Raw genomic sequence first — 21,765 nt, forward strand, 5'->3', positions numbered from 1 at the left:
TGTATATTGGCTTTTTAACCCACATTCTATTCGTATTGATTAAGTTTCTTTGGCTCGATAAAGATACCAATCAGCATGATTAAAGTGTATCGCCAGTCTAGGAAGTAACCAATTGATTCAGCGTATAAAAACCATCTTAGCCACACTAAGCATAAGCTTAGTGCTGGCCGGGCAAGCCTCGATTCTCCCTTCGCTTGATTTATTTTAGGCTTTTTGACCTTTTTTACTGCGCGTTCAAGCACATCTCTAATGTCGAAAAATCATCCAATAAATGGCAGTTATTAACGATATGATTCATATGATTAATATTTTTTAAGCTATTTTTTACTCTACTTGCCTGCTTTTTGACCGAAAAAATCGTTTTATATCAAACTATCAATTAATTTGGCAAAGTCTGAAAGCACATGGACTTACTAGGATAATCCCTTATTAAAAGTGGGTTATCATGAAACCATATTGTGCCGCTGAAATATTAGGATTAAGTTGAAAAACACGTCAGTTTAATGATGCCATCCTAATAATATACAGAGGTAATTATGGTTAACGTATCGAGCCACTCCGGTGTGAACTCTTCTTCTTTATCGTCTCAGTCGAGTGATTCGGCCTGTTCTGACAGCAAGCCGCTGCAAGTAAAACAGGTGCACCAATCTGCTGATTTACAAGCTAGCCCAGCAGTGCCTAGCATGGAAAAAGTGGATCCCGCCATTCGCTCACAACAAGATAAGGCGACCGCCGAGCTTGCGAAGAAGCAGTCTACCGATGCACGAGCTTTACTCAGACAGCCAAACGCGATTGCCAAAAGTCAGTTAACCCAAGCATCCAAGTCACTGCTAGCCATAATCAACCAATTAAGTGACGAAGGAAAAGCGCATTTCTTTGCTAGAGCCAAGCGAGGGGTGTTAAAAGAAGTTGGCATCGACAAGGGCTTAGTGGGCATTGATAGACTCGCACACCACAGTCACTTATCTACCGCAGATGACCATAACCTAGTGATTTCTTTATGTGGAGATTTAGGTGCATTGATATCCGATAATTTGGGGTCTGCAAGTAATCCGGCACCCGCGGCGAAAGAGATCATTGATAAGACCAATCAACAATTTCCTCTAATGCAACCTTCGCTTGAAAAAAGTAAACAAATAGCGGGTTCGCAGAAAATTGGGCCATACAAAAAACAACAACGTGAAGGGGTGAAAGATGGCCAACCCAGAGTAGGCATTCACAATACGGGTAAGGCGACAGACTTAACAGCAGGTATGTCTGGTCTTGGTTTTGGTCACCGAGATTATCTTTCTCCCGTTTACCCCATGAAAGCATTGATCACTAAAAACCGAGTCGATGCCACTCAGGAACCGCTAGTCGGTCATATCTCGGGTTCGTTGAACGAAATCGTCACGACTATGCTGGTGCTTAATGGTGAGAGCCTGTCCGAAGAGGTTGTAAGAACCGAGGATCAGATGGCACGGATCGCTCTTGCGAACGGGTTTTTAATTGGCAATGGTCTTCACTCTGCCGTGGAAACCTTGGAGGCCAGTTTGAATTTAAGCAACAGCGATGTATTTAAACAAGGTCAGGGCAGAAATGAAGACTTCTTCCTAGAAACTCGCCAAGGCATGAGCCAAGCAAAAGATATGGCGGTCATTGCTCACGCCGGCGCCGCAACCAACCTTATTAGCGAAAGTATGCGCCATTATACCGCCACGCCAGCTTCGCAACGCTAATCAAAAAGCCACGGAGAGAGGCCTCTTCGTGGCGTTAACTGACAAATCCATTCATCAACTTAGATAGGAATACGTATGACTTTAGCCGCGCAATCTATCGCTCCCAGCACGGGCGCTTCCATTATTAATTCCTCTAACAGTAAGAACAATCCACCTTTAGAGGTGCGTTCGGTTAGTCATCCAACCCCCCATGATTTAACGACTGATGATGGTAAGAAAATACAACTGGAAGATCTGGAATCAAAGTTTGGTTCTCCTGTTAATGGCAAAATAGCGATTAAAGTGACTGAAAAGCATTCAAAGGAAACCATTGAGCCAGGCAGAGCGACGCTAAAAGATGGGGCATTGAGCCTAGGTAACCCGCGTTTTAGACAGCCTGACGGTCAGCGGACCAAAACTCAGGAGATCCTACGTTCGGGCCAAGATTTGACGACTCTGATTACTAATACTGATAACGAGCTTGGTCAGTTGGATAAGGATGCAAAATTTCGAATGATCAATGATCCGGCTCGACGTGTGTTTGAAAGTTACTATGCCAAATTTGCTATTGAGGACATGTTTAGCAATAAAAATAGTCTGATGGCCGAGCGTTTATTAAAACATTCACAAGATCAGGCAAGCTATATCAAAACGCTTCTACCCAAAGACGTGTTAGAGGTTTTCGAGCAAGCCTTTAGCGGCAACTATGACAATATCATCAAAGATGGCAAAGAGGTCTTTGTTGGCGCAAGACAACTTGCGGGTTTCAATCAACGGGTTGATAAGATGATAAGTGAGTTAGACGTGCCTAAGGAGAGGCGAGCTCAAATCAAAGAGATATATCAAAACCGTTACTTAGATTACACATTAAAAAATGATACAAATGTGTCAAAGCTTCTCGCTCAAGACCATTGGGATGATATGTTCGATTCTGTCAAAGCGCCCGGAAAAGGAAGGATTGAGCTCAGTGTAAAAGAAGGTAATTTATTCCGCGTTCAAGACAGCTATGCGATGGGTATTTTACGAAGTCATGACGCTTCTCCTAGTGATCTTAGGGCTCAATATGATATTGAATATAAGACAGACTATGACGGATTACTTGGTGCAGGTGAGAACACACGTTGTCCTGACCGATTAGAAATACAGGACCCAGAACATAAAGATGCGCAGCAGGCCGATTCTTTTATGAGCGCGTTATTTCGCTCAGGCACTGGAACCTATGTCAATGGGCCATCTGGCTCCATCATGATTCAGCATGGGGCCGCCAGAGCGTGTAAAAAGGTTCACGAAGGGCGCTCTGCTGATGATATCAGCCGTTATATTGAGTTGCAGGGGTTAATGTTCATACTCTTTGATGGTGGGCATTCAATGGATGAAATTCGATACCCGCTGAACACAGACACTGCTCAGCAGCGTATGAAGAAAGATTTTGATGATAGACCAGGCTTTGATGCAATTGGTGAACGCTTTTTCACCAATGAAAATATTCTAAATAAGTCCAGAGAAGCTACATCGGCGTTTTCAGAAGCGCTTGTCAACAAAGACGCGGTTCATAACGAGTTGTTGTCTCCAAGAAAGAGCAAATAAATGATGGTAGGGAGCGTTACGCTCCCTTTGATTACTGACTCTTCATGTACCCTTCGACACCACCTTTCAAAAACTGATAGTTAGTGTAGTTTTGTCCATCGAGGATATATTGAAGCCACTGTACTTGTTTTCCTACCGCATCAAATACCATGATCTTGGTGGAAGGTTTCTGCTGTTTTAAAAAGGTCTCAAACCGCTCGACGGGGACGTTACGCACAGGCTTACCTTTAAAAAGTTGTTTTTCCCTTTGGTTTGGGTCTCGCACATCGACAATCACCACATTGGCACCGCCTAACATGGCTTCAAATTCTTTGGGAGCCAACACGTGCGCATTAAAATCTTCTTTACTGATCAACTGCGAGCTGTCTTGCATGACTTTACCCAACAACACACTGTTTGCGGGGTAGTCTGATGCCCAAAGAAAAATACCGGCATCATAGGCAACGACATTACTGACACCTGCTTTCATTGCTCGCTGCGCCGCTTTGTACGACTTTTTACATGTGATGCCGTTACAGTAAAACGCGATGGTTTTGCCATCTTTAGACAAATCTTTAACTTTATTCTCAAAGCCCTTGTTGGCAAGGGTAATATGTTTGGCACCATCTATATGCAGTACATCAAATTCAAGTTTTGAGCGGACATCAACGATGTTGAATGTGTCCATAGTTTGTTTTAAGTCGGCGAGTTCTATGGTCTTCACATCGGAATAGTCGCCTCGATAGGGGAAATCGATACTGAAAGCCGAAAAAGAGACGCAAAAAAGCAATAAAGTGGAGAGTCTAGGTAACATGGTACTTATCCTTGTTCATTCTCATGTAAACAGAAGTCTAGTACCTATTGATAATATTGCTTATAGCCTTTGTTGTATAAGAATATTATTGAATTCTTATATAACAGTTAAAAGCAAAGACAAACTGTTTATTTGCCGATAGTTGGTAGTCTTTGCTTTAAATAACTTGCTTGATAAAGGGTTAAACTCATTAAGCATTTTGACTGAGCTTACTTGATTCACCTGCGGCGGAAATATCGTATTTTTTCATTTTGTGGCTGAGCGTACTAACAGGCAAAGAAAGCTGCTCTGCGACACGTTTAATTTGCCAATTGGCGGCGTGCAGGCAATCGAGGATGACGGTCTTTTCATACTCACTTACCGCCTCTTTAAGCCCTTTTGAATAGTCAGTCGTTTCTTGGCTGGGCTGCTGATTGTGTACGTTGGGTTGTGCCATCTGCACGGGCTTTGATTCTGATAGTACTGGTTCATTGACCAGACTGGTTTCACCAAGTTCAATGTGAGTGATGGTTTCAAAATCTGACAGCAATAAGGCGCGTTCCACGATATTTTTTAACTCGCGTACATTACCTGGGTAGGAATATAAGCTTAATTGTTTTTGTACATTCGCACTCAGTCCTGGTGCTTGAGCAAGCCCGAGGTTTGCAGCGCTGTGTTTGACGAAGTGCTCAGCCAGCGGAAGAATATCCGCTTGTCGTTCTCTAAGCGGGGGTAGGGTGATGGGGAACACATTCAGTCGATAGTAAAGATCGGCACGAAATTCACCGTTTTTGATCTTCTCCATTAAATTGCAGTGAGTGGCGGCGACGACGCGCACATCGACTTCTACCTCTTTACTGGCTCCGACTGGGCGTACTTTACGCTCTTGCAAAACGCGCAGTAATTTAGCTTGAAGCAAAAGTGGCATATCGCCGATTTCGTCAAGAAACAAAGTACCGCCGTGAGCCGCTTCAAAAAGGCCGATTTTGTCTTTATCCGCACCAGTGAAAGCGCCTTTTTTATGACCAAACAACTCGGACTCTAACAGTTGCTCGGGAATAGCGGCACAGTTTTGTACTATCAGGGGCTGGTCGGCACGATTTGAATTTTGGTGAATGTACTTGGCAATCACCTCTTTACCCGCGCCTGTTTCGCCTCGCAGTAGCACATCGACTGGTAGAGCCAATACTTTGTCTAAACGCTTCAGTACTTCAAGCATTTGTTCACTTTCTGCAATGGGGCCTTGATAGTGGCTTTGCTTGCGCCGTTTAAGGTGTTGGTTTTCTCGAACCAACGCCGCATTATCTGCGCTGAGGTTTTTGATCATATGACCATATTCTTCCAGCCACACGGCTTGGCGAATACTGTTTGCCGCCATTTGGCAAAAAGCGGTCAGGGCCGATTCATTGTCGATCACACTGAGGTCGAACAGCGCGAGTAAGCCAATGGTTTTACTGCTGTCGTCAACTAAAGGCCAAGCGAGAAGATTTGCGCTCTTACTGCCCAGCACAAGCTCAGTTTCATAAATGGCTTCACAATCGTAACCGTTGTATTGATATAGCTCATTCAGCAGTACGACCTCGCCATTTTGGATGGCATAGTTAAATGGGTCGGTTGGACTTGTGTGATCAAAGGCTAATGCAGACCATGGATGTGACGAAAGCGGCTTCTCATTATGATGGACGATACTGGGTATCAGCGCTTGCCCTGTTTGGTCTAGGACATAGATAATGCCGTGTTTAGAGAAGGTCATTTGACGCGCTGCTGTGAGCACCGCGTCGAGAGTTTGTGCCATTTGAGAGCGATCAGCCAAAGACTGGCTGATCGCAAGCAAAGCATTACTCAAATCACTGGAGTTAGCTGAACGCATAAGACAGCGTTCCTTGCTCATCGACGCAAACAGTGATTTGGCTATGCGAATCATCCTTGTCATGAACTAATAGCTGAGTCGAAAGTTGCGGCAGTAATTGACGGTTAATCACCGCATCAATGTTACGTGCGCCGGTTTCGGCTAATCGGCAGTTACCCAGAATAAATTCAACCAGATTATCATCGTAGCTTAATGTCAGTTTGTGATGATTTTGTAGGCGCTCTGACACTTTGCCAAGTTTATGGTGAATGATCTCTGTCATTGCCTCATCAGATAGTGGAACAAAGGGCAGCACCGACATCCGAGCCAGCAGTGCTGGTTTGAAATGCTGATTTAATGTCGGACGAATGGCCTCAGCAATGGTGCTCGCATCAATATCTTTAGATTGTTGTACCAAAGACTCAATCTCGTGTGTCGCTAAGTTGCTGGTCATAATGATGAGTGTGTTCTTAAAGTCGATGGCACGACCTTCCCCATCATTGAGTGTCCCTTTATCAAAAACTTGATAGAAAAGGTTAAGTACTTCAGGATCAGCTTTTTCGACTTCATCAAGTAAGACGACAGAGTAAGGACGTTGGCGAACGGCCTCTGTGAGCATACCGCCTTCACCATAACCAACATAACCCGGAGGCGAACCGATAAGTCGAGACACGGTATGTTTCTCTTGAAACTCTGACATGTTTATTGTGGTCATAAAGCGTTCGCCGCCAAACAGCTGATCAGCAATAGCACGCGCCGTCTCGGTTTTACCGACACCGCTTGGCCCAACGAGTAGGAAAACGCCCGTTGGAGCATCTGGATTACCTAAACCCGCTTTGGCGGTTTGAATACCTTCGGCCAGTGCGTCAATGGCATACTCTTGACCTTTGATGTTGCTGGTTAAGCTGTCTTTTAGGTTAAGCGTTGTTTCTGCTTCATCTTGTAGCATTTTACCCATGGGAATACCTGTCCAATCAGAAATGACATGGCTTATCTCATCAGGACCGACTTCAAAATGAACCAATGGGTTATTACCGCGAATAGCGTCTAATTGCTCTTGACAGGCAGAAATGGCAATACGCACCGCTTCTTCATCCAGTTCCAAATAAGGGGAGTCGCTCTGTTCGTCCTCTTGCTCCTCTTCTGCATGACTGACTAATTGGTGCAACCTGCTACGAAGGGCGATCATTTCTTCAATTTGCTGCTTCTCTTGTTGCCATTGAGCCTCTTGCACTTCAAGTTCAGCTTGGGTTTCTTCCATTCGTAACTTGAGTTCGGGAATGGATGCAAGACTGTGTTTATCGCCGGTTTGTTGCAGTGCATCACGCTCAAGTGCTTCAAGCTCACGGGTTTGCGCGGCAAGTTGCTGCTGAAGTGTTTCAACCGATGCTGGAATGGCGTTCAAGCTAATATTAACTCGTGCACAAGCCGTATCGAGCACATCAATGGCTTTGTCGGGCAGTTGTCGGCCTGAAATATAGCGAGCTGAAAGTGCCGCTGCGGCAGTAATGGCATCATCGCGTACATAAACATTATGAGACTTTTCATAAGCAGGACGAAGACCACGAATAATAAGCGCTGCCTGCTCTGGAGAAGGCTCATCCAGTTTGACGAGTTGGAAACGACGTGCAAGCGCTGGATCTTTCTCAAAGTACTTTTTGTACTCTGACCATGTGGTTGCGGCAATGGTTTTCACTTCACCGCGAGCAAGCGCTGGCTTGAGCAAGTTTGCTGCATCACTACCGCCTGCTTGATTACCTCCTCCAACGAGCGTATGTGCTTCATCAATAAACAAAATGATAGGGGTAGGAGAGTTCTTTACTTCGTCTAATACCGCATTAAGGCGTTTTTCAAACTCTCCTTTGACGCTTGCTCCGGCTTGAAGCAGTCCCATATCTAAACCATACAGCTCGACACCTTTTAAGTTATCGGGCACTTCACCTTGAACGATCTTAAGCGCAAGTCCTTCAACAACAGCAGTTTTACCTACACCTGGTTCACCGACTGCAATAGGGTTGTTTTTACGCCTTCTTGCCAAAATATCAACGATTTGGCGAATTTCTTGATCGCGACAAAATACAGGGTCAATCTCTCCTTTACGCGCTTTCCCCGTAAAGTCAGTGGTGAATTTACTCAGGGCTGAACCTTCTTCACGTGCCTGCGTCTTTTCAGAGTTTGCCACTTGAGCTTCAAGAGACTGACTGGTGAGCTCGGCAAAATTTCGTTTAAGGCTGTCTTGATTGACACTCTCTAGTAACGCAGCGTAAGCGTGCTGACCATATCTCAGAGGATTACTCACAAGCGTTAATAATAGAGCCCCTGAGCGAATTTGAGATTGGGAAAGATCCAGTGATGAGACTAACCAACTTTCCTGTAGCCATTCGATTAGCAGTGCAGAGAAAACAGGTTTCCCACCATTGCCTTTGGGGCTGGTGTCTAATGTTGAGCGAATTGATTGGCGTAGAATATTTTCCGAGCAGTCAAAATGTGCGAGAAGAACATCAAAGTCACTATTTGGTCTTTCAAGTAAGCTAAGCAAATAGTGCTCAATTTGTACTTCATTGGCCTTTTCGGAGACAGCCAGAGCTGCTGCGTCTTCTAGCGCGACCTTGGCGATAGGATGCAGACGCTGAATTAAGGAGGATAGATTGATGTTTATCATTGTCTTTATCGAGCTTATCAGTTGTTTGGAATTGGCCAGAATTATACTAAATAATATCGAGGCGTTTTTTTTATCGGCTATTTTTATCGGTCTTTTGTAGTTATTTTGATGGTGGTAATGACTGTATCGAAACCATAATTATTAGTCTTATTAGACAGTATGATTATTGTTTTAGTTAATTTGACTTCAATGCCCGTTAATAACGCTTTTTTTGCATATATGTGAGCCATTGTTTTATCAATTAATATGAGTGACAATTAATTGTAATTGCTCAACAAAAACTTGTTTAATTTTTCAATTTATTGAAGTGTTAAGATTATAAATATAAGCCCATTTCCGCATAACTTATTGTTATTTATGGGTTTTAAAAGTTGGCATGGTGTTTGTATTAATGGTTTGGGTCGCGGTAATAAGCGATTTGGTGAATTTAAATAAAAAAGTTTAGAAGGAATATAAGATGCCAACTCCAGCGTATATGTCTATCACAGGTGAAACACAAGGCAATATCACAGAAAGCGCGTTCACAGCTGAATCAGTAGGTAACACATGGCAAGAAGGTCATGAAGATGAGTTTCTAGTACAGGAACTTGATCACGTATTGACTATTCCACGTGATCCACAAAGTGGTCAGCCAACAGGTCAACGTGTACACAAGCCAGTCGTGGTAACTAAAGCGCAAGATTGTTGTTCACCACTACTGTTTAACGCTCTTGTTTCAGGCGAGAAACTACCTGAGTGTAACATCAACTTCTACCGTACTTCTGTTCAAGGTAAGCAAGAGCACTACTACACGATCAAACTTATTGATGCTCTATTGGTTGATATGCAAACTCGTATGGCTCACTGTCAAGATGCACACACATCTGACCGTGTAACTGAAGAAGTTCTTAGCTTCACTTACCGTGCAATCGAAGTGACTCACGAAGTTATGGGCAAAGGCGGTAACGACGACTGGCGTGCTCCACGCGAAGCGTAATCGTCAACACGTTAGCGTTATGGGCCAGCTTATGTTGGCCCTAATTTTATTATTTGTATCAGGTAAAAGGTATGACAACTGACGTAGAATTTAAATTTGAAATTCAGGGCACTGGTCATGAGTTTCGCGTTGAAAGCTTTCAAGTAACAGAAGAAGTGTCTAAACCATTCCAAGTTAGCCTTTCATTACTTTCACTTGATGCTGATATTACATTTGATGAACTGATTCGCAAACCAGCCTTGCTTACCCTTTATGGACAGGGAATGGGATCGGCGCGTGTGTTTCATGGCATGGTGAATGAAGTGCGCTTTGCTGGTCAGGGACGACGTTTTGCTCGATATCAATTAGTGTTGGTGCCGCAAACTTGGTTTATGACTCAAAGGCAAGATTGTCGAATATTTCAGAACCTTTCGGCTCCTGACATTATTTCTCAAGTATTAGATGACGCATCTGTTACCGATTATAGACTCGATATTACCGGTACTTACCCAGAAAAAGAGTATGTACTTCAGTACCGAGAAAGTGACAGTAACTTTGTCCAACGTATGCTTGCCGAGCATGGTATGTGGTATTATTTTGAACATACTGACGCAAGCCATACTATGGTGATAGTAGACAGTAATGATGCGATACCCGAACTGCTGAGTACACCGCTCAATGCCTCTCATCTTGGGCCTCTTGTGTACCACTCTGAAGCGGGTGGTGTCGCCGATCGTGAGCATATCTTCGATCTCGCGGCGATTAATCGGGTGAGAACAGGCAGTACCACATACAGTGATTACAATTACGAGCAGCCGAAAATTCCGCAAGAGATGGGGAGCGATGGCCCACTTGACCAAGATCTTAAGCAGTTTGACTACCCAGGACGCTATGTTGACCCTGCTATGGGACAAATCAGAGCGTCTGAATGGATAGCAGACCATCAGGTTGATAACCAACAAATAGAAGCCAGCTCAAACATTATGCGCATCATTCCTGGTTATAGCTTTAGTATTAGTGAACACCCACGCAGAGCGATCAATCGTGACTATACCATGCTATCTGTGGTTCATAGTGGCCATAATCCTCAAGTCCATGAAGATGAAACCAATGGTCTGCCAACGACCTATGAGAATCAGTTTGTTTGTATTCCACGTGACGTGATTTACAAGGCGCCTAAGCTGCCTGCACCTATGGTTGATGGTCCGCAAACTGCGGTTGTCGTTGGTCCTGATGGGGAAGAAATATACACGGATGCATTAGGTAGAATTAAGGTTCAGTTTCATTGGGACCGCTACGGTAACAATGACGAGCACGCGAGCTGTTGGATCCGAGTCAGCCAATCGATGGCAGCACCCACATGGGGAGCAGTGTATCTGCCTCGTATCGGGCATGAAGTTGTGGTGACTTTTTTAGAAGGGGATCCTGATCGTCCACTGGTTACCGGCGCTGTATATAATGGCTTGCATTACCCTCCTTATGCTTTACCGGAGAATAAAACTCGAACCACTTTTCGTACTCAAACCCACAAAGGCACTGGGTACAACGAGCTTAGTTTTGAAGACGAAGCCAATCAGGAAGAAATTTATATCCATGCGCAGAAGGATATGTCGACCAAAGTTCTCAATGATCGTTTCCGAGATATTGGCCAGGACGAATTTTTGAAAGTAGGCCGACATCAAACCAATGAAGTTCACGGCGATCATCAAGAAACGATTGACGGTCACAAAACTACGCAGGTCAATAGCACCTTCACGGAAACCGTCGAGCAAGATGTAACCGTGACATACAATGCCAATGAAACTCAAACGGTTAAGAACGATTCTACGCTTTCGATTAACGACAATCGGACCACTAAAATTGGTTTAAATGACGATCTGGATGTGGGTGAAAATAGCAACCTTACAGTAGGTGCTTCTCGCTCGGCCGATGTTGGCGCTGATGATAACCTCAGTGTTGGCGGTAATTTAACCGTTGCGGTTAAAGGAAACACTTCCTACAAAGCAGATGCGGCAACTCAGGTTATTAGTGGGGATAAAATAGTGTTGAAGACTGGAGGCTCATCTTTAGTCATGAACAGCGATGGGACGATTAAACTCTCTGGGAGCTCGATTACGGTTGAAGGGAGTGACAAAGTCATTATCAAAGGTGGTAATGTGGCGATTAACTAAGGCCTGTTTACCTATTACCTCAAACGCAATGTATGTATATAACCATAGTTCGCAGGCCCTATGAAGCAACAAACTTATATAGAGTTATTTGAGCATGAAACGCAGCAAGTCGACCAACCGGCTTGCTTTTCCCGTTTTGGTCGAGTGGTGGATTTTAACCAAGTAACCAATAGTGTAAGAATTAACTTTGCCGACAATCCGCTTGAACAACCTATCTGGGCAAGATTAGAACGTCACTTTGAAGCATCGGAACTTAAATTGTCCGTCGACAGTCAAGCGCGCTGCTGGGTAGAGTTTGTTAACCATGACCTAACCTTGCCCGTTGTTACAGAAATCTATTTCGGAGTATCTGGTGACGGTAAAGAATTGATACTCAGTGCTGATCAGTTGACAGTAGAAACTTCGAATGAACTAGCCATTATCAGTGGCAATGCTGAGACTCATTATCGGGGCAAGGAAGGGAGTGTCACGACCGATGCTGAGCATGTAACGTCAAAAGCCTGCATGGCTCAGAAAATTTTGGGTGGCACGATCGCGATAAATTAGTGATGGTAGATGTTTAACCATGAGACAAAGAATAACCCCAGAACAACTCGAACAGGAGTTCAGTCAAGAAGATGTTGATAAAACGATTGAATCCTTAAGTAAAATTATTGCAGATTTACAGCATATTAAACCTAGTTGGCTGTCATTTTGTCGCGAAAAATCACAGCTTGCTAGCGACTCTTTTTCATTTCTATTTAAGCAATGGGTGCGCCTGCACCGTAACGGTTATCCAAGCGTTAAACAAGACTACTTGAGATTAGTTGAACGTCAAATGATGGAGCTAAAGCAAGTCTATATTGCTTTGTTTAACCTCCATCCAGGGTTGATTTACGAGCAAAGAGACGCTTCACCAGAGCTTTTTGTATGGCTGATGCTTGAGCCTGAGTTTTCCGATGATCCGTTTCACCTTGATGCGGCTTTATCTTCAGTGCAAGATATGCACTCAGATATCGCCATGCTAATGTTTGTGCAAGCAAAAGTAGCCAATTTAGATAAAGTGGTCGCTCAGTACATAGAAGGCGGAGTGGATAATAAGCAATGGTGCTTTGAGCTACTAAAATGGCGCCAAACATTGAGCATTGGTCTTACCAAGTATTGGCTAAAAAACAATACCCTCAATGAATCGACGTTACATGAAACCTTAACTAGATTTGATGTTTCGGAAAGTACGGAGTGGTTGAGCCAACAAAACAGAGATGAAGATTATCTGTTTGAATTGTTGCTAGCCAAGCACGACAGAGGTTCTTGGTTTAGAAAACGTTTTGGTACGCAAGAATCTGCTCTCTCCAGCAGTAAGCTGATCATTTACGCAAAATTACTCGATCTTAAGGAGTTCGATCAGTTCGACCCCACCAGCCATAAGGCGCCAATTCAATTGTTTTTGTCAGCTCATCCTAAATGGATAGATATCACGATCAACCATTTAATTTGTTTAGACGATGAAGATGAAGCGACCGAGTGGTTGTTTTCACTCTACACCATTTATGGTGATGCTTTTCCTTTAAAACCGAACGAACTGGACATCGAGTATGACTTGGAAGAGGCAAAAAAAATCATACAAGATTGGTATGAAACGCAAAGTCACTTACCGAACAAGCAATTACGATGTGGTGAGGTCATGAGTTATCAAACGAGCATACGAGCGATGCAAGATCCCTTAGTTCCCAAAGACTATCGAGAGTGGATATGGCGTCAGCTTTGCATTAATGGTCGAGTCTATATGCCTTGGCATTGGATTATGCCTTGTTACCAGCAAGATTGGGTGTTTGACAAAATGCAGCAGCAGACGGCTGCTTCAGAAAGATTTGACTTAAGGGATCAGAATGCAACTGTGGGATATTGAGCAGACTGAAGGTGTGCTTGTCAAAGGGCGATTTCAACGAGATGAAAATGGACATGAGGTATGGGTCCTAACGGCAAAGCGCCAATGGAATTTTGTTGACACCCAATGGCAAGAAGTAGAGGCGGAAGAAATCTATGACGATCCTGTACAGCTTGCCGAGCCTAATTCTTCAGTAATGAAAATAGATCATGAGTTTGCCGTTACTAAGCAAAATACCGATGTACTCGTCTATGGTAAAGCGCGAAGCTACGCAAAACGTCCAGTGACCTATCATGAATGCCGAGTTCTCATTGATGGTCACATTGATAAAACCATCTCGGTTCACGGAGAGCGCCAATGGATTCGCCACGGTGGTGCGATAACCGTTTCAAACCCTAAGCCTTTTATTGAAGCAGATATCCACTATGGTCATGCGTTAGGAGGGGATGAACGCAACCGTGTTGGATGCGGCATTGCTTCAAGCACCGAACAGTTATTGGAAAAACCGGTTCCTAGCGTATTTTTTCCGAGGGAAAATTGGGCACCAAACAGCAAAAATGTTCGAGTAGCAGGACTTGGGCCGATCGCACCTTTTTTTGCTGAAAGGGCTCAGTATGCAGGCACGTTTGATGAGCATTGGCTTGAGCATCGCCGTCCTCTATTACCCGAAGATTTTGACCAGAAGTTTTATCAATCTGCCCCTTCTGATCAGCAGTGTTGTGGCTTCCTAGAAGGCTCTGAACGACTAATGATGAGTGGTTTCAATCACGATGATGTGATTACATTTCGTCTACCGACAGAAAAATATGTCGCGCAAGTGCTTATAGGAGAGGATAGCCTGATAGCTCCAATGCAGATATACACTTTGTATGTTGATACTGAGCAAATGACACTGACATTGAGCTATGGTACGTCGTTTCCATGCCAAGGGAAAGAGCACTTATTAGTCTCGTCCAAGGTGTCCCAGTCAAAGGAGAAAGCATGAGTCAGTTATTTGGTCGGTATGTGTTAGATACGGAAGTCGTCACTCCTATGGGAATGAATCTTGAGCTGTCATTGGCTATCGCTAAGGCCGATTTATCACGATTCAATCAGCATCAAACCGATACTGGAGAGAAATATATCTTTTCTAAGATAGATTTTCTGGATGCAGAAGATAGATTTGAGCGTTTCATAGAAATGATTGATTTATTGATAAATTCACTGCTGAACAAACTTCCTAAAATGCTCAAACCTATCCCTGTCATAGTGTCGGTACCCGAATCGGTCGACGACAAGAAAGTGATGGCTTGGTTAGAAGAATGTGAACACTCTAAGTGGTTGTCAAAATTTGAAATAGTGCACTCTAGTGGACCTAGGTTTATTGAGCAGTCTTTACAACTGCTCGAGCACCATGACGCTATCATTAGCGTTGCTGCCGATTCATTGTTCGACCAGCTTGAAGCCTTTATTTCTCAATCTAAAGTAATGGGAGATAAAAACCCTTGGGGAATGATTCCCAGCGAAGGTGGCGCGGGTGTCATTTTAACTAGAAAAAACATCATTGAGACACTTAAACTCAAACCTCTCGCTATGCTCGAATACTTTATTTCTGAAAAGGACTGCAATGATAGACGAGGTATGATGAAGTTAGTGCGAAACGCAGCGCTCACCTACCAACATTTAGGCCGTGTTTATACGGATATGCAGAACTCTCGAGACCACACTGAAGACTATGGTTTTGCACTGGGAGCAAAAGCAGAGAAATTTGATAACCCTCAGCAACCGTTTTTAATTAATGACCTCTGGGGTACTTTGGGACAAGCATCATCTTTGGCCTTACTTGCTGCTTTCACTCAGGTCCACTCAAGTTCTGACAGTGCTTCATTGCTGATGTTTGGTAATAATGGTGACCGAGGTTTATTAACAGTCTCCCTTTGTACAGACAATAAAGTTAATTCTTTAAACTTTAAATAATAACTATATCCATAAAAAAGCGTCAAAAGAATCATGTATTTTACCTAGTTCACCGTCATTCTGACTAAATTACTAGATATAGTGGGCTTTTTATTTTTACCTAGTTGAAAAGTAATATTCAAAATAATTAATATGCCCATCTAGTAAATATTATCAGCTGGCTAAAGAGTAGAACGTGTCTGATCAAAATGGGTCAAGTGATAGCTATATCAATCAACTAGTGCATAAAGCGATTGAGAGAAAAAAACACTTAGAGCATCAGGAAGCACAGCGCAATAAGCCTAAGTTAGAATATGTTTTATTCTCCCAATTTGATGTTCTGGAATCATTTCCATCAAAGAATGGCAATACAACGCTTTATCATCTAGCAAAACAGGGTGAACCTGAGAAGCAGGTTTGCTGTAAGGTGGCGAATGAAGGGACGTCTAGTCACGAACAGTCACTCTTGATTGGTGAAGCAAGTAAACTGGAGATATCTCAGCACCCTAGTGTTGCTGACTTTATTAAAGTCGGTAATGAATTTGATCGCCCATATATCATGTATGAGTGGATACATGGCGAATCGCTAGCGGAAAAAATTGAAAGGCACAATAAAAAGGGTTTTCGACACGATCATATTGCTTGGCTCATCTACCAATTAGCTGGCGCGCTTGAATATATGCATACTCGTGGTGTTTGCCACCTTGATATTAAGCCTGCAAATATTCTGGTGGCCGAAGACGATAGCATCAAGTTGATCGACTTTGGTGCTGCTCGCTATTCAGATGAGGAACAGAGCCCTACTGAAGTTAGCATGAATTATGCGTCTCCAATGTATGTAGAAAGCGGCATCGCCAAACCTCAAGATGACGTTTATTCGTTAGCATTGCTAACGGGGCACTTATTTTTAGGTTCTACTTTTGGCGACGTTTGGCGTCACCTTTTGGGGCAAAAAAAGCGCTGTCGTTTGATTCCCAAGCATGTCTGGCTGTTAATTAAAAGTGTAATTAACAAGCCTCGATCGCATGGCTATACCGCAATTTCATTTGCTCAGGCACTGGCGAGAATCGATACACAAGCGCTCAAAACAGACAATAGTGCTCCTTTGTTTTCTAACCTGAGGAATGCTGATCTTGTTCTTACAAAGCATAGTGCTGCCGACAAGTTTTCATTTGGCCGTTTTAAATATCTAGAGGCTGCACTAGTCGCGTCAGTGCTTTTGGCGAGCGGAACCTATACCTATGATTATTTGCAGCCCGAGTGGAAACCTTCTCCCAAATCAGGCTTTACCGAATCAGTGACATTGGCGAAAACGATTAAACCTGCTCAAACGGCCTCATTTCTTGCTCAGCCACCATGGAAAATTGAATATGCGCTAGAGAATATGTCAGATGACCTTGTGTTGATGGCGCCATATCAAGAAGCTTATCAGGTTCAGCAGGGTAAGTTGCTCGATGTATACCAAGATAATCAAGACAATCTGATTGAGAGAAGAAATGTTGCTTCTGCCTTGCCCCAAAACTTACAGGAAATTCGTTCCGACTTGGTTACCTTACAGGCCAATTTAAATAATGACGGCGTTCTGTTTGCGAAAGCTCAACGCTCACTGAATAAAGTGATGGCGAATCTCAACCGTCTCAACGTTCAAGCGCAGGAAATGGCTAATTTTATGGGGCGCCAGGACAACGAATTAGTGGATCTGATCCTGAGCGGGCAAGCGAGAGCTGTTGATGACTACATGAAAGCAGCATGGGCTAACCATCAGGCTGAATCTTACTACTATAGCCAAGTTCTTCCCGGTGCTTTACTGGACAAAGTGTATGCGGCGATCGATACCAATGCCGAGCAACATTACTATTCGCGTGCTATTGAGCAAGCGCAAGTGGCGAAGCAGTTTTACGGAAATACGCCTGAATTGGCCGCTAAAATTAGAGCGCTTAAAGTCGCGAGAAGTGAATATATCCTATTTAGTACAGTGACGGAACAATCCATATTTGGCAATGCAAAGTTGAATGCTTCGCTGCTGGAACTTGAAAAGAACGCACCGAAAAAGTTCGGTGAAGTCACAGAGTTGCTCAACAGTATGGCCAAGGATGCCATTCGTAAAAGTCATCAACAATCCAAGCCTGCCCGAGGTGCGCTAGCTGTTCAGAGGGCAATCAGTGATTATCATCCTGATGTAAGGAGCTAACTTTGGTCCAAGATATTCAAGTACTTCTCAAGCCTATCAACGCCACGTCTCCTGTTGGAGAAGATGCGCGCTATGAGTTTAGCTATGAAATGATGGAATCTGAAGTAAAAAAGTTCGGTTCATTGTTTGGTGAAACTGTGGATTGGAAAGTTGTGGAAGATCATGCGACTCAAGTTTTAACTGGGTATAGTAAAGACTTCAAAGCTATGTGTTACCTGACTCGCGCTATGGTGGAAGCGGATGGATTAGAGGGATTAGACAAAGGGCTTAACCTAATTGGTGAGTCGCTTATTTGTTTTGGCTCTGATCTATACCCACGTCGTAAACGAGGCAGAGATGGCGCTATTGAGTGGCTCAATCATCAGATGAAACTTGTGCTGCCTAAGTTGGAAGCCAAACAGCTAAGATGGGAAAGTGTCTCCGCTTGCATTGATAGTGTTGAGAATATACAACGGCATTTTGACGAGATTTTTCAGGATTCAGAGGCTGATTTTTTCGAACTCAAGAACGAATTAACTCGGTTATCACAAACTCTTTCTTCGGACGAAAAACATTCGGCAAATTCTAATGGGCATGAGCCGCCATGCTACAATCAAAGCTCTCAGGTAGAAGAGAAAAATCAGACCAAAACTGCATCAGTAGCGACTTTAGCTGAGCCTTTGAACCAAGAAATATCTGAACCTATTGTTCATGAGAAGAAAGAGCTGGACATTGATACCGACTTTTCGTCTCCCACGGCCTCCAAAAGGACGTTGAAAAAAGTCGCGGAAACTATTCTTAGCGCAGAGCCAGAGCTGCCTTTGTCTTATCGTATTCATCGCCATCTTACTTGGTCTGATATCACAGAATTGCCAAGTCATCAGAATCAAGAAACACCGTTAATTCTTGCTGTATCGCAAGATAAACAGGCTGAATATAGTGATAAAGCTAAGCAAGAAAGTGATATAGACACAATAAAGCGCCTTGAGCGTACCTTAACCGATGCCCCTTTTTGGCTCACTGGGCATTTCTATGTTTATCAAATGTTGAAAAACCTCAACTTGGAAGAGGCAGCGCAAGCGGTTCATGAAGAAGTGAATCAGTTTGTTCAGACGCTGTCGGGTATAGAACAGCTTTCATTTAAAAATTCGATACCGTTTGCTAATGAAGCGACGGTGGAGTGGCTCAGTAAATTTGGTCGCTCTAATAAAGGTTCAGATCAGCAAACCATGCCTCAGGTTGTGATTGCTGAAGATGACCTCGTATCGATGGACGATGTAACTCTCGAAAATTTGGGAGAGCGCGTAGCAGAAGTGGCTCAAAACCTAGCGCTAGATAGCTCTGGGAGAGGGCAATTTATGCTGCATTTACAAATCGTAAAAGCTTACCAAGCTGTTGGTCTTTACGCTCTATGTTTACCTTATCTTGAAAAGTTATGGTCAGTTAGAGATGAAATGAACCTGTTCAGCTGGGAACCACACCTCTCTTTGCAATTAGATGATTTTTCCCAAAAGATTCTTAAGCAGCTTTATCCATCCAGGGAGCAGCTGCCAGAAAAGTTTGAGGCGTGGGAGTCAATCTACAACTAACAATACAATTAGATAAGGAACTAATTATGTCACGCGATGGCTCGGTAGCTCCTAAAGAGCGAATTAATATCCGTTATGTTCCAGCGACAGGTGATGCGCAAGAAGACGTTGAACTGCCGCTGAATATGATGGTTGTCGGTGATTTCACCGCTCGCTCTGACGACACGCCAATTGAAGAACGTACGCCGATCAACATTGATAAAGACAATTTTAACGAAGTTCTCGAAGGTTATGCTCCTAACCTTAAAGTTAACGTTGAAAACCGTCTGACTGATGAAGAAGGCGCACAGCTTGCCGTTGACCTAACGTTCAAGGACATGAAGGACTTTTCACCAGAGTCCATCGCTAAAAGTGTCCCTGAATTAAACAGCCTTCTTGAACTGAGAGAAGCTCTGGTTGCGTTAAAAGGTCCGTTAGGCAATGTACCTGCTTTCCGCAAGAAGATCGCTGCGGTTCTTCAGGACGAAGAAGCTCGCAAGAAACTACTCGAAGAACTCAGCATTGGTGAAGATCAAGACGCTGAAAAGGCTGAATAAGAGGATAATATGACAGCAGAAGCACAAGCTCCGGAACAAGAAGCGGCCTTAGCTGACTCTGGCTCCCTTCTGGACAGTATTCTAACTGAAACAAGATTAAAGCCAAGTGATGAAGGTTTTGACGTTGCCAAACGTGGCGTTGAAGCATTTATCGGTGAGCTACTGAGCAGCAGCACGACTGAAAAAGTTGATCAGTCATTAGTCGATCTTATGATCAGTGAGATTGATCAAAAGCTTTCTAAACAAGTTGATGCCATCCTTCATAACGAAGAAGTTCAAGCGATTGAATCAACATGGCGTGGATTGAAATATCTTGTTGATCATACTGATTTCCGTGAAAACATTCTGATTGAATTGATTTCGGCGAAAAAAGATGAAGTTCTCGACGACTTTGAAGACGCGCCTGAAGTGGTTAAGTCTGGTCTTTACAAGCAGATTTACACTCGTGAATACGGTCAATTCGGTGGTAAACCTGTTGCCGCTGTAGTGTGTGACTATCAGTTAACGTCTTCTAGCCCAGACATCAAACTGATGGAATATATGGCTAATGTTGGTGCCATGTCTCATGCGCCATTTATTACCTCAGCATCTTCTCAGTTCTTTGGCTTAGATAGCTACGAAGAGCTACCTAACATGAAAGATCTTAAGTCTGTATTTGAAGGTCCTCAATATACTAAGTGGCGTGGTTTGCGTGAACATGAAGACTCTCGCTACCTTGGCTTATGTACTTCTCGTTTTATGCTTCGCAACCCTTATTCTGTTGAAGATAATCCGATCAAGGCCTTTGACTATGATGAGTCAGTTGCTGATGACCACAACAACTTTTTGTGGGGTAACTCAGCGTATGCAATGGCGTCAAAGATCAGTGAGTCGTTCGCTAAGTATCGTTGGTGTCCAAACATTATAGGTCCTCAAAGTGGCGGTGCAGTTTTCGATCTACCTGTCTACAACTTTGAGTCTATGGGACAGATCGAAACTAAAATTCCAACTGAAATTTTGGTTTCTGACCGCCGCGAGTTTGAACTTGCTGAAGAGGGCTTCATTGCTCTAACCATGCGTAAAGGGTCTGATAATGCGGCCTTCTTTTCCGCAAACTCAATCCAAAAGCCTAAGGTTTTCCCGAACACGCCGGAAGGGAAGAACGCGGAGATGAACTACAAGTTAGGGACTCAACTGCCTTATATGTTCATCATCAACCGTTTAGCCCACTACATCAAGGTGTTGCAACGTGAGCAAATTGGTTCATGGAAAGAGCGCACGGACCTTGAAATTGAGCTGAACAAATGGATTCGTCAATACGTTTCTGATCAAGAGAATCCACCAGCAGAAGTACGTGGTCGTCGTCCTCTACGTGCTGCTAAGGTTGAAGTATCGGATGTTGAGGGTGACCCAGGCTGGTACAAAGTATCAATGTCTGTGCGTCCTCACTTCAAATATATGGGTGCTAGCTTCGATCTTTCTTTGGTTGGTAAACTAGACCAGTAATCTAAGTACGTTACTAATAGCGAACGGCCAGTTTTTCTGGCCGTTCTTTTTGAGGTTAAACATGGAAAAAGGTTACCGCTTACTTGAACGTATCGAATTAGGTGAGCCCAAGAGTTGTTATGAAAAGGTGGTATCTCATAAACACTTGGTTGACTCAATTCATATTCATCTTGCAGATCTGCTCAATACCCATGCGGGGAATGCAATGATAGACAATGATTATGGCCTTCCTGATTTTAATGATGTACTGGCCAGTCAATCAAACTTGATACGCCATATTCAGCAGAATATACGCACGACAATAAACAAGTTTGAACCTAGGCTTGGCAATATTGAAGTGACTTATCGTCAGGACTTTCATAATCCCTTACAACTGAGTTTTGGTATTACAGGTGAAGTAAACCATAACGGTGGTCAGGTTCCAATGTCTATCAATGTGTTTATGGGCGTTGATGGTCAATTCAACGTCTAAAGTCAGGAGTAATACTTA

The 21,765-nt window shown here is 43.5% G+C and carries 16 protein-coding genes; 13 read left to right on the forward strand and 3 right to left on the reverse strand.

The window, feature by feature from the left end; translation table 11 throughout:
• Positions 1-536 precede the first annotated feature (536 nt).
• Both MHN79_RS15130 and MHN79_RS15135 read left to right on the forward strand, forming a co-directional pair.
• Entirely contained in the window at positions 537-1,718 is a 1,182-nt protein-coding gene (locus tag MHN79_RS15130) for a hypothetical protein (protein WP_239173566.1), read from the forward strand.
• Between the two features lie 75 nt (positions 1,719-1,793).
• The gene (locus tag MHN79_RS15135; protein ID WP_239173567.1) at positions 1,794-3,284 is read left to right on the forward strand and encodes a hypothetical protein; all 1,491 of its coding nucleotides are present in this window, start codon (positions 1,794-1,796) and stop codon (positions 3,282-3,284) included.
• Positions 3,285-3,315: 31 nt separating this feature from the next.
• Here the strand turns inward: MHN79_RS15135 and MHN79_RS15140 are convergent, their stop codons facing one another.
• The 3 genes from MHN79_RS15140 to tssH all read right to left on the reverse strand — a co-directional run bounded on the left by MHN79_RS15140 (position 3,316) and on the right by tssH (position 8,567).
• Positions 3,316-4,077, reverse strand: coding sequence for a rhodanese-like domain-containing protein (locus MHN79_RS15140; RefSeq protein WP_239173568.1), 762 nt, complete (start codon positions 4,075-4,077; stop codon positions 3,316-3,318).
• A gap of 190 nt (positions 4,078-4,267) precedes the next feature.
• Positions 4,268-5,926 carry a sigma-54-dependent Fis family transcriptional regulator gene (locus tag MHN79_RS15145; RefSeq protein WP_239173569.1) on the reverse strand — a complete coding sequence of 553 codons (1,659 nt, stop codon included), beginning with the start codon at positions 5,924-5,926 and terminating at the stop codon, positions 4,268-4,270.
• Positions 5,913-8,567 carry a type VI secretion system ATPase TssH gene (gene tssH, locus MHN79_RS15150; RefSeq protein ID WP_239173570.1) on the reverse strand — a complete coding sequence of 885 codons (2,655 nt, stop codon included), beginning with the start codon at positions 8,565-8,567 and terminating at the stop codon, positions 5,913-5,915. Before tssH ends, MHN79_RS15145 begins: the two co-directional genes overlap by 14 nt.
• 457 nt (positions 8,568-9,024) lie before the next feature.
• On the opposite strand from tssH, the gene MHN79_RS15155 reads away from it, so the two are divergent.
• The 11 genes from MHN79_RS15155 to tssE all read left to right on the forward strand — a co-directional run bounded on the left by MHN79_RS15155 (position 9,025) and on the right by tssE (position 21,747).
• Positions 9,025-9,543, forward strand: a complete 519-nt coding sequence (locus MHN79_RS15155) for an Hcp family type VI secretion system effector (protein ID WP_239173571.1) — start codon at positions 9,025-9,027, stop codon at positions 9,541-9,543.
• Between the two features lie 71 nt (positions 9,544-9,614).
• Positions 9,615-11,693, forward strand: a complete 2,079-nt coding sequence (gene tssI, locus MHN79_RS15160; protein ID WP_239173572.1) for a type VI secretion system tip protein TssI/VgrG — start codon at positions 9,615-9,617, stop codon at positions 11,691-11,693.
• Between the two features lie 60 nt (positions 11,694-11,753).
• Positions 11,754-12,239, forward strand: coding sequence for a hypothetical protein (locus MHN79_RS15165; RefSeq protein ID WP_239173573.1), 486 nt, complete (start codon positions 11,754-11,756; stop codon positions 12,237-12,239).
• 19 nt (positions 12,240-12,258) lie between these two features.
• The gene (locus MHN79_RS15170) at positions 12,259-13,581 is read left to right on the forward strand and encodes a hypothetical protein (RefSeq protein WP_239173574.1); all 1,323 of its coding nucleotides are present in this window, start codon (positions 12,259-12,261) and stop codon (positions 13,579-13,581) included.
• Positions 13,562-14,545, forward strand: coding sequence for a DUF2169 domain-containing protein (locus tag MHN79_RS15175; RefSeq protein WP_239173575.1), 984 nt, complete (start codon positions 13,562-13,564; stop codon positions 14,543-14,545). The genes MHN79_RS15170 and MHN79_RS15175 overlap by 20 nt, the downstream gene beginning before the upstream one ends.
• Positions 14,542-15,516, forward strand: a complete 975-nt coding sequence (locus tag MHN79_RS15180; RefSeq protein ID WP_239173576.1) for a hypothetical protein — start codon at positions 14,542-14,544, stop codon at positions 15,514-15,516. Before MHN79_RS15175 ends, MHN79_RS15180 begins: the two co-directional genes overlap by 4 nt.
• A gap of 175 nt (positions 15,517-15,691) precedes the next feature.
• Positions 15,692-17,686 carry a protein kinase gene (locus tag MHN79_RS15185; RefSeq protein ID WP_239173577.1) on the forward strand — a complete coding sequence of 665 codons (1,995 nt, stop codon included), beginning with the start codon at positions 15,692-15,694 and terminating at the stop codon, positions 17,684-17,686.
• A 2-nt stretch (positions 17,687-17,688) separates the two neighbouring features.
• On the forward strand, positions 17,689-19,254 hold the full coding sequence (gene tssA, locus MHN79_RS15190; protein ID WP_239173578.1) for a type VI secretion system protein TssA: 1,566 nt from the start codon (positions 17,689-17,691) through the stop codon (positions 19,252-19,254).
• Positions 19,255-19,280: 26 nt separating this feature from the next.
• Positions 19,281-19,790, forward strand: a complete 510-nt coding sequence (gene tssB, locus MHN79_RS15195) for a type VI secretion system contractile sheath small subunit (RefSeq protein ID WP_152432683.1) — start codon at positions 19,281-19,283, stop codon at positions 19,788-19,790.
• A gap of 9 nt (positions 19,791-19,799) precedes the next feature.
• The gene (gene tssC, locus MHN79_RS15200) at positions 19,800-21,275 is read left to right on the forward strand and encodes a type VI secretion system contractile sheath large subunit (RefSeq protein WP_160928291.1); all 1,476 of its coding nucleotides are present in this window, start codon (positions 19,800-19,802) and stop codon (positions 21,273-21,275) included.
• A gap of 61 nt (positions 21,276-21,336) precedes the next feature.
• Entirely contained in the window at positions 21,337-21,747 is a 411-nt protein-coding gene (gene tssE / locus MHN79_RS15205; RefSeq protein WP_160928289.1) for a type VI secretion system baseplate subunit TssE, read from the forward strand.
• Positions 21,748-21,765: the final 18 nt, after the last annotated feature.

The organism is Vibrio sp. Of14-4, from assembly GCF_022347625.1.
Classification (GTDB): Bacteria; Pseudomonadota; Gammaproteobacteria; order Enterobacterales; family Vibrionaceae; genus Vibrio; species Vibrio pristinus.

Excerpts from the sequence above, each read along its gene's own strand:
- MHN79_RS15140 (WP_239173568.1), bottom strand. The coding sequence starts at position 4,077 with ATGTTACCTAGACTCTCCACTTTATTGCTTTTTTGCGTCTCTTTTTCG.
- MHN79_RS15170 (WP_239173574.1), top strand. The coding sequence starts at position 12,259 with ATGAGACAAAGAATAACCCCAGAACAACTCGAACAGGAGTTCAGTCAA.
- MHN79_RS15135 (WP_239173567.1), top strand. The coding sequence starts at position 1,794 with ATGACTTTAGCCGCGCAATCTATCGCTCCCAGCACGGGCGCTTCCATT.
- MHN79_RS15175 (WP_239173575.1), top strand. The coding sequence starts at position 13,562 with ATGCAACTGTGGGATATTGAGCAGACTGAAGGTGTGCTTGTCAAAGGG.
- MHN79_RS15130 (WP_239173566.1), top strand. The coding sequence starts at position 537 with ATGGTTAACGTATCGAGCCACTCCGGTGTGAACTCTTCTTCTTTATCG.
- MHN79_RS15155 (WP_239173571.1), top strand. The coding sequence starts at position 9,025 with ATGCCAACTCCAGCGTATATGTCTATCACAGGTGAAACACAAGGCAAT.
- tssC (WP_160928291.1), top strand. The coding sequence starts at position 19,800 with ATGACAGCAGAAGCACAAGCTCCGGAACAAGAAGCGGCCTTAGCTGAC.
- tssB (WP_152432683.1), top strand. The coding sequence starts at position 19,281 with ATGTCACGCGATGGCTCGGTAGCTCCTAAAGAGCGAATTAATATCCGT.
- tssI (WP_239173572.1), top strand. The coding sequence starts at position 9,615 with ATGACAACTGACGTAGAATTTAAATTTGAAATTCAGGGCACTGGTCAT.
- MHN79_RS15165 (WP_239173573.1), top strand. The coding sequence starts at position 11,754 with ATGAAGCAACAAACTTATATAGAGTTATTTGAGCATGAAACGCAGCAA.
- tssH (WP_239173570.1), bottom strand. The coding sequence starts at position 8,567 with ATGATAAACATCAATCTATCCTCCTTAATTCAGCGTCTGCATCCTATC.
- tssE (WP_160928289.1), top strand. The coding sequence starts at position 21,337 with ATGGAAAAAGGTTACCGCTTACTTGAACGTATCGAATTAGGTGAGCCC.
- MHN79_RS15145 (WP_239173569.1), bottom strand. The coding sequence starts at position 5,926 with ATGCGTTCAGCTAACTCCAGTGATTTGAGTAATGCTTTGCTTGCGATC.
- MHN79_RS15180 (WP_239173576.1), top strand. The coding sequence starts at position 14,542 with ATGAGTCAGTTATTTGGTCGGTATGTGTTAGATACGGAAGTCGTCACT.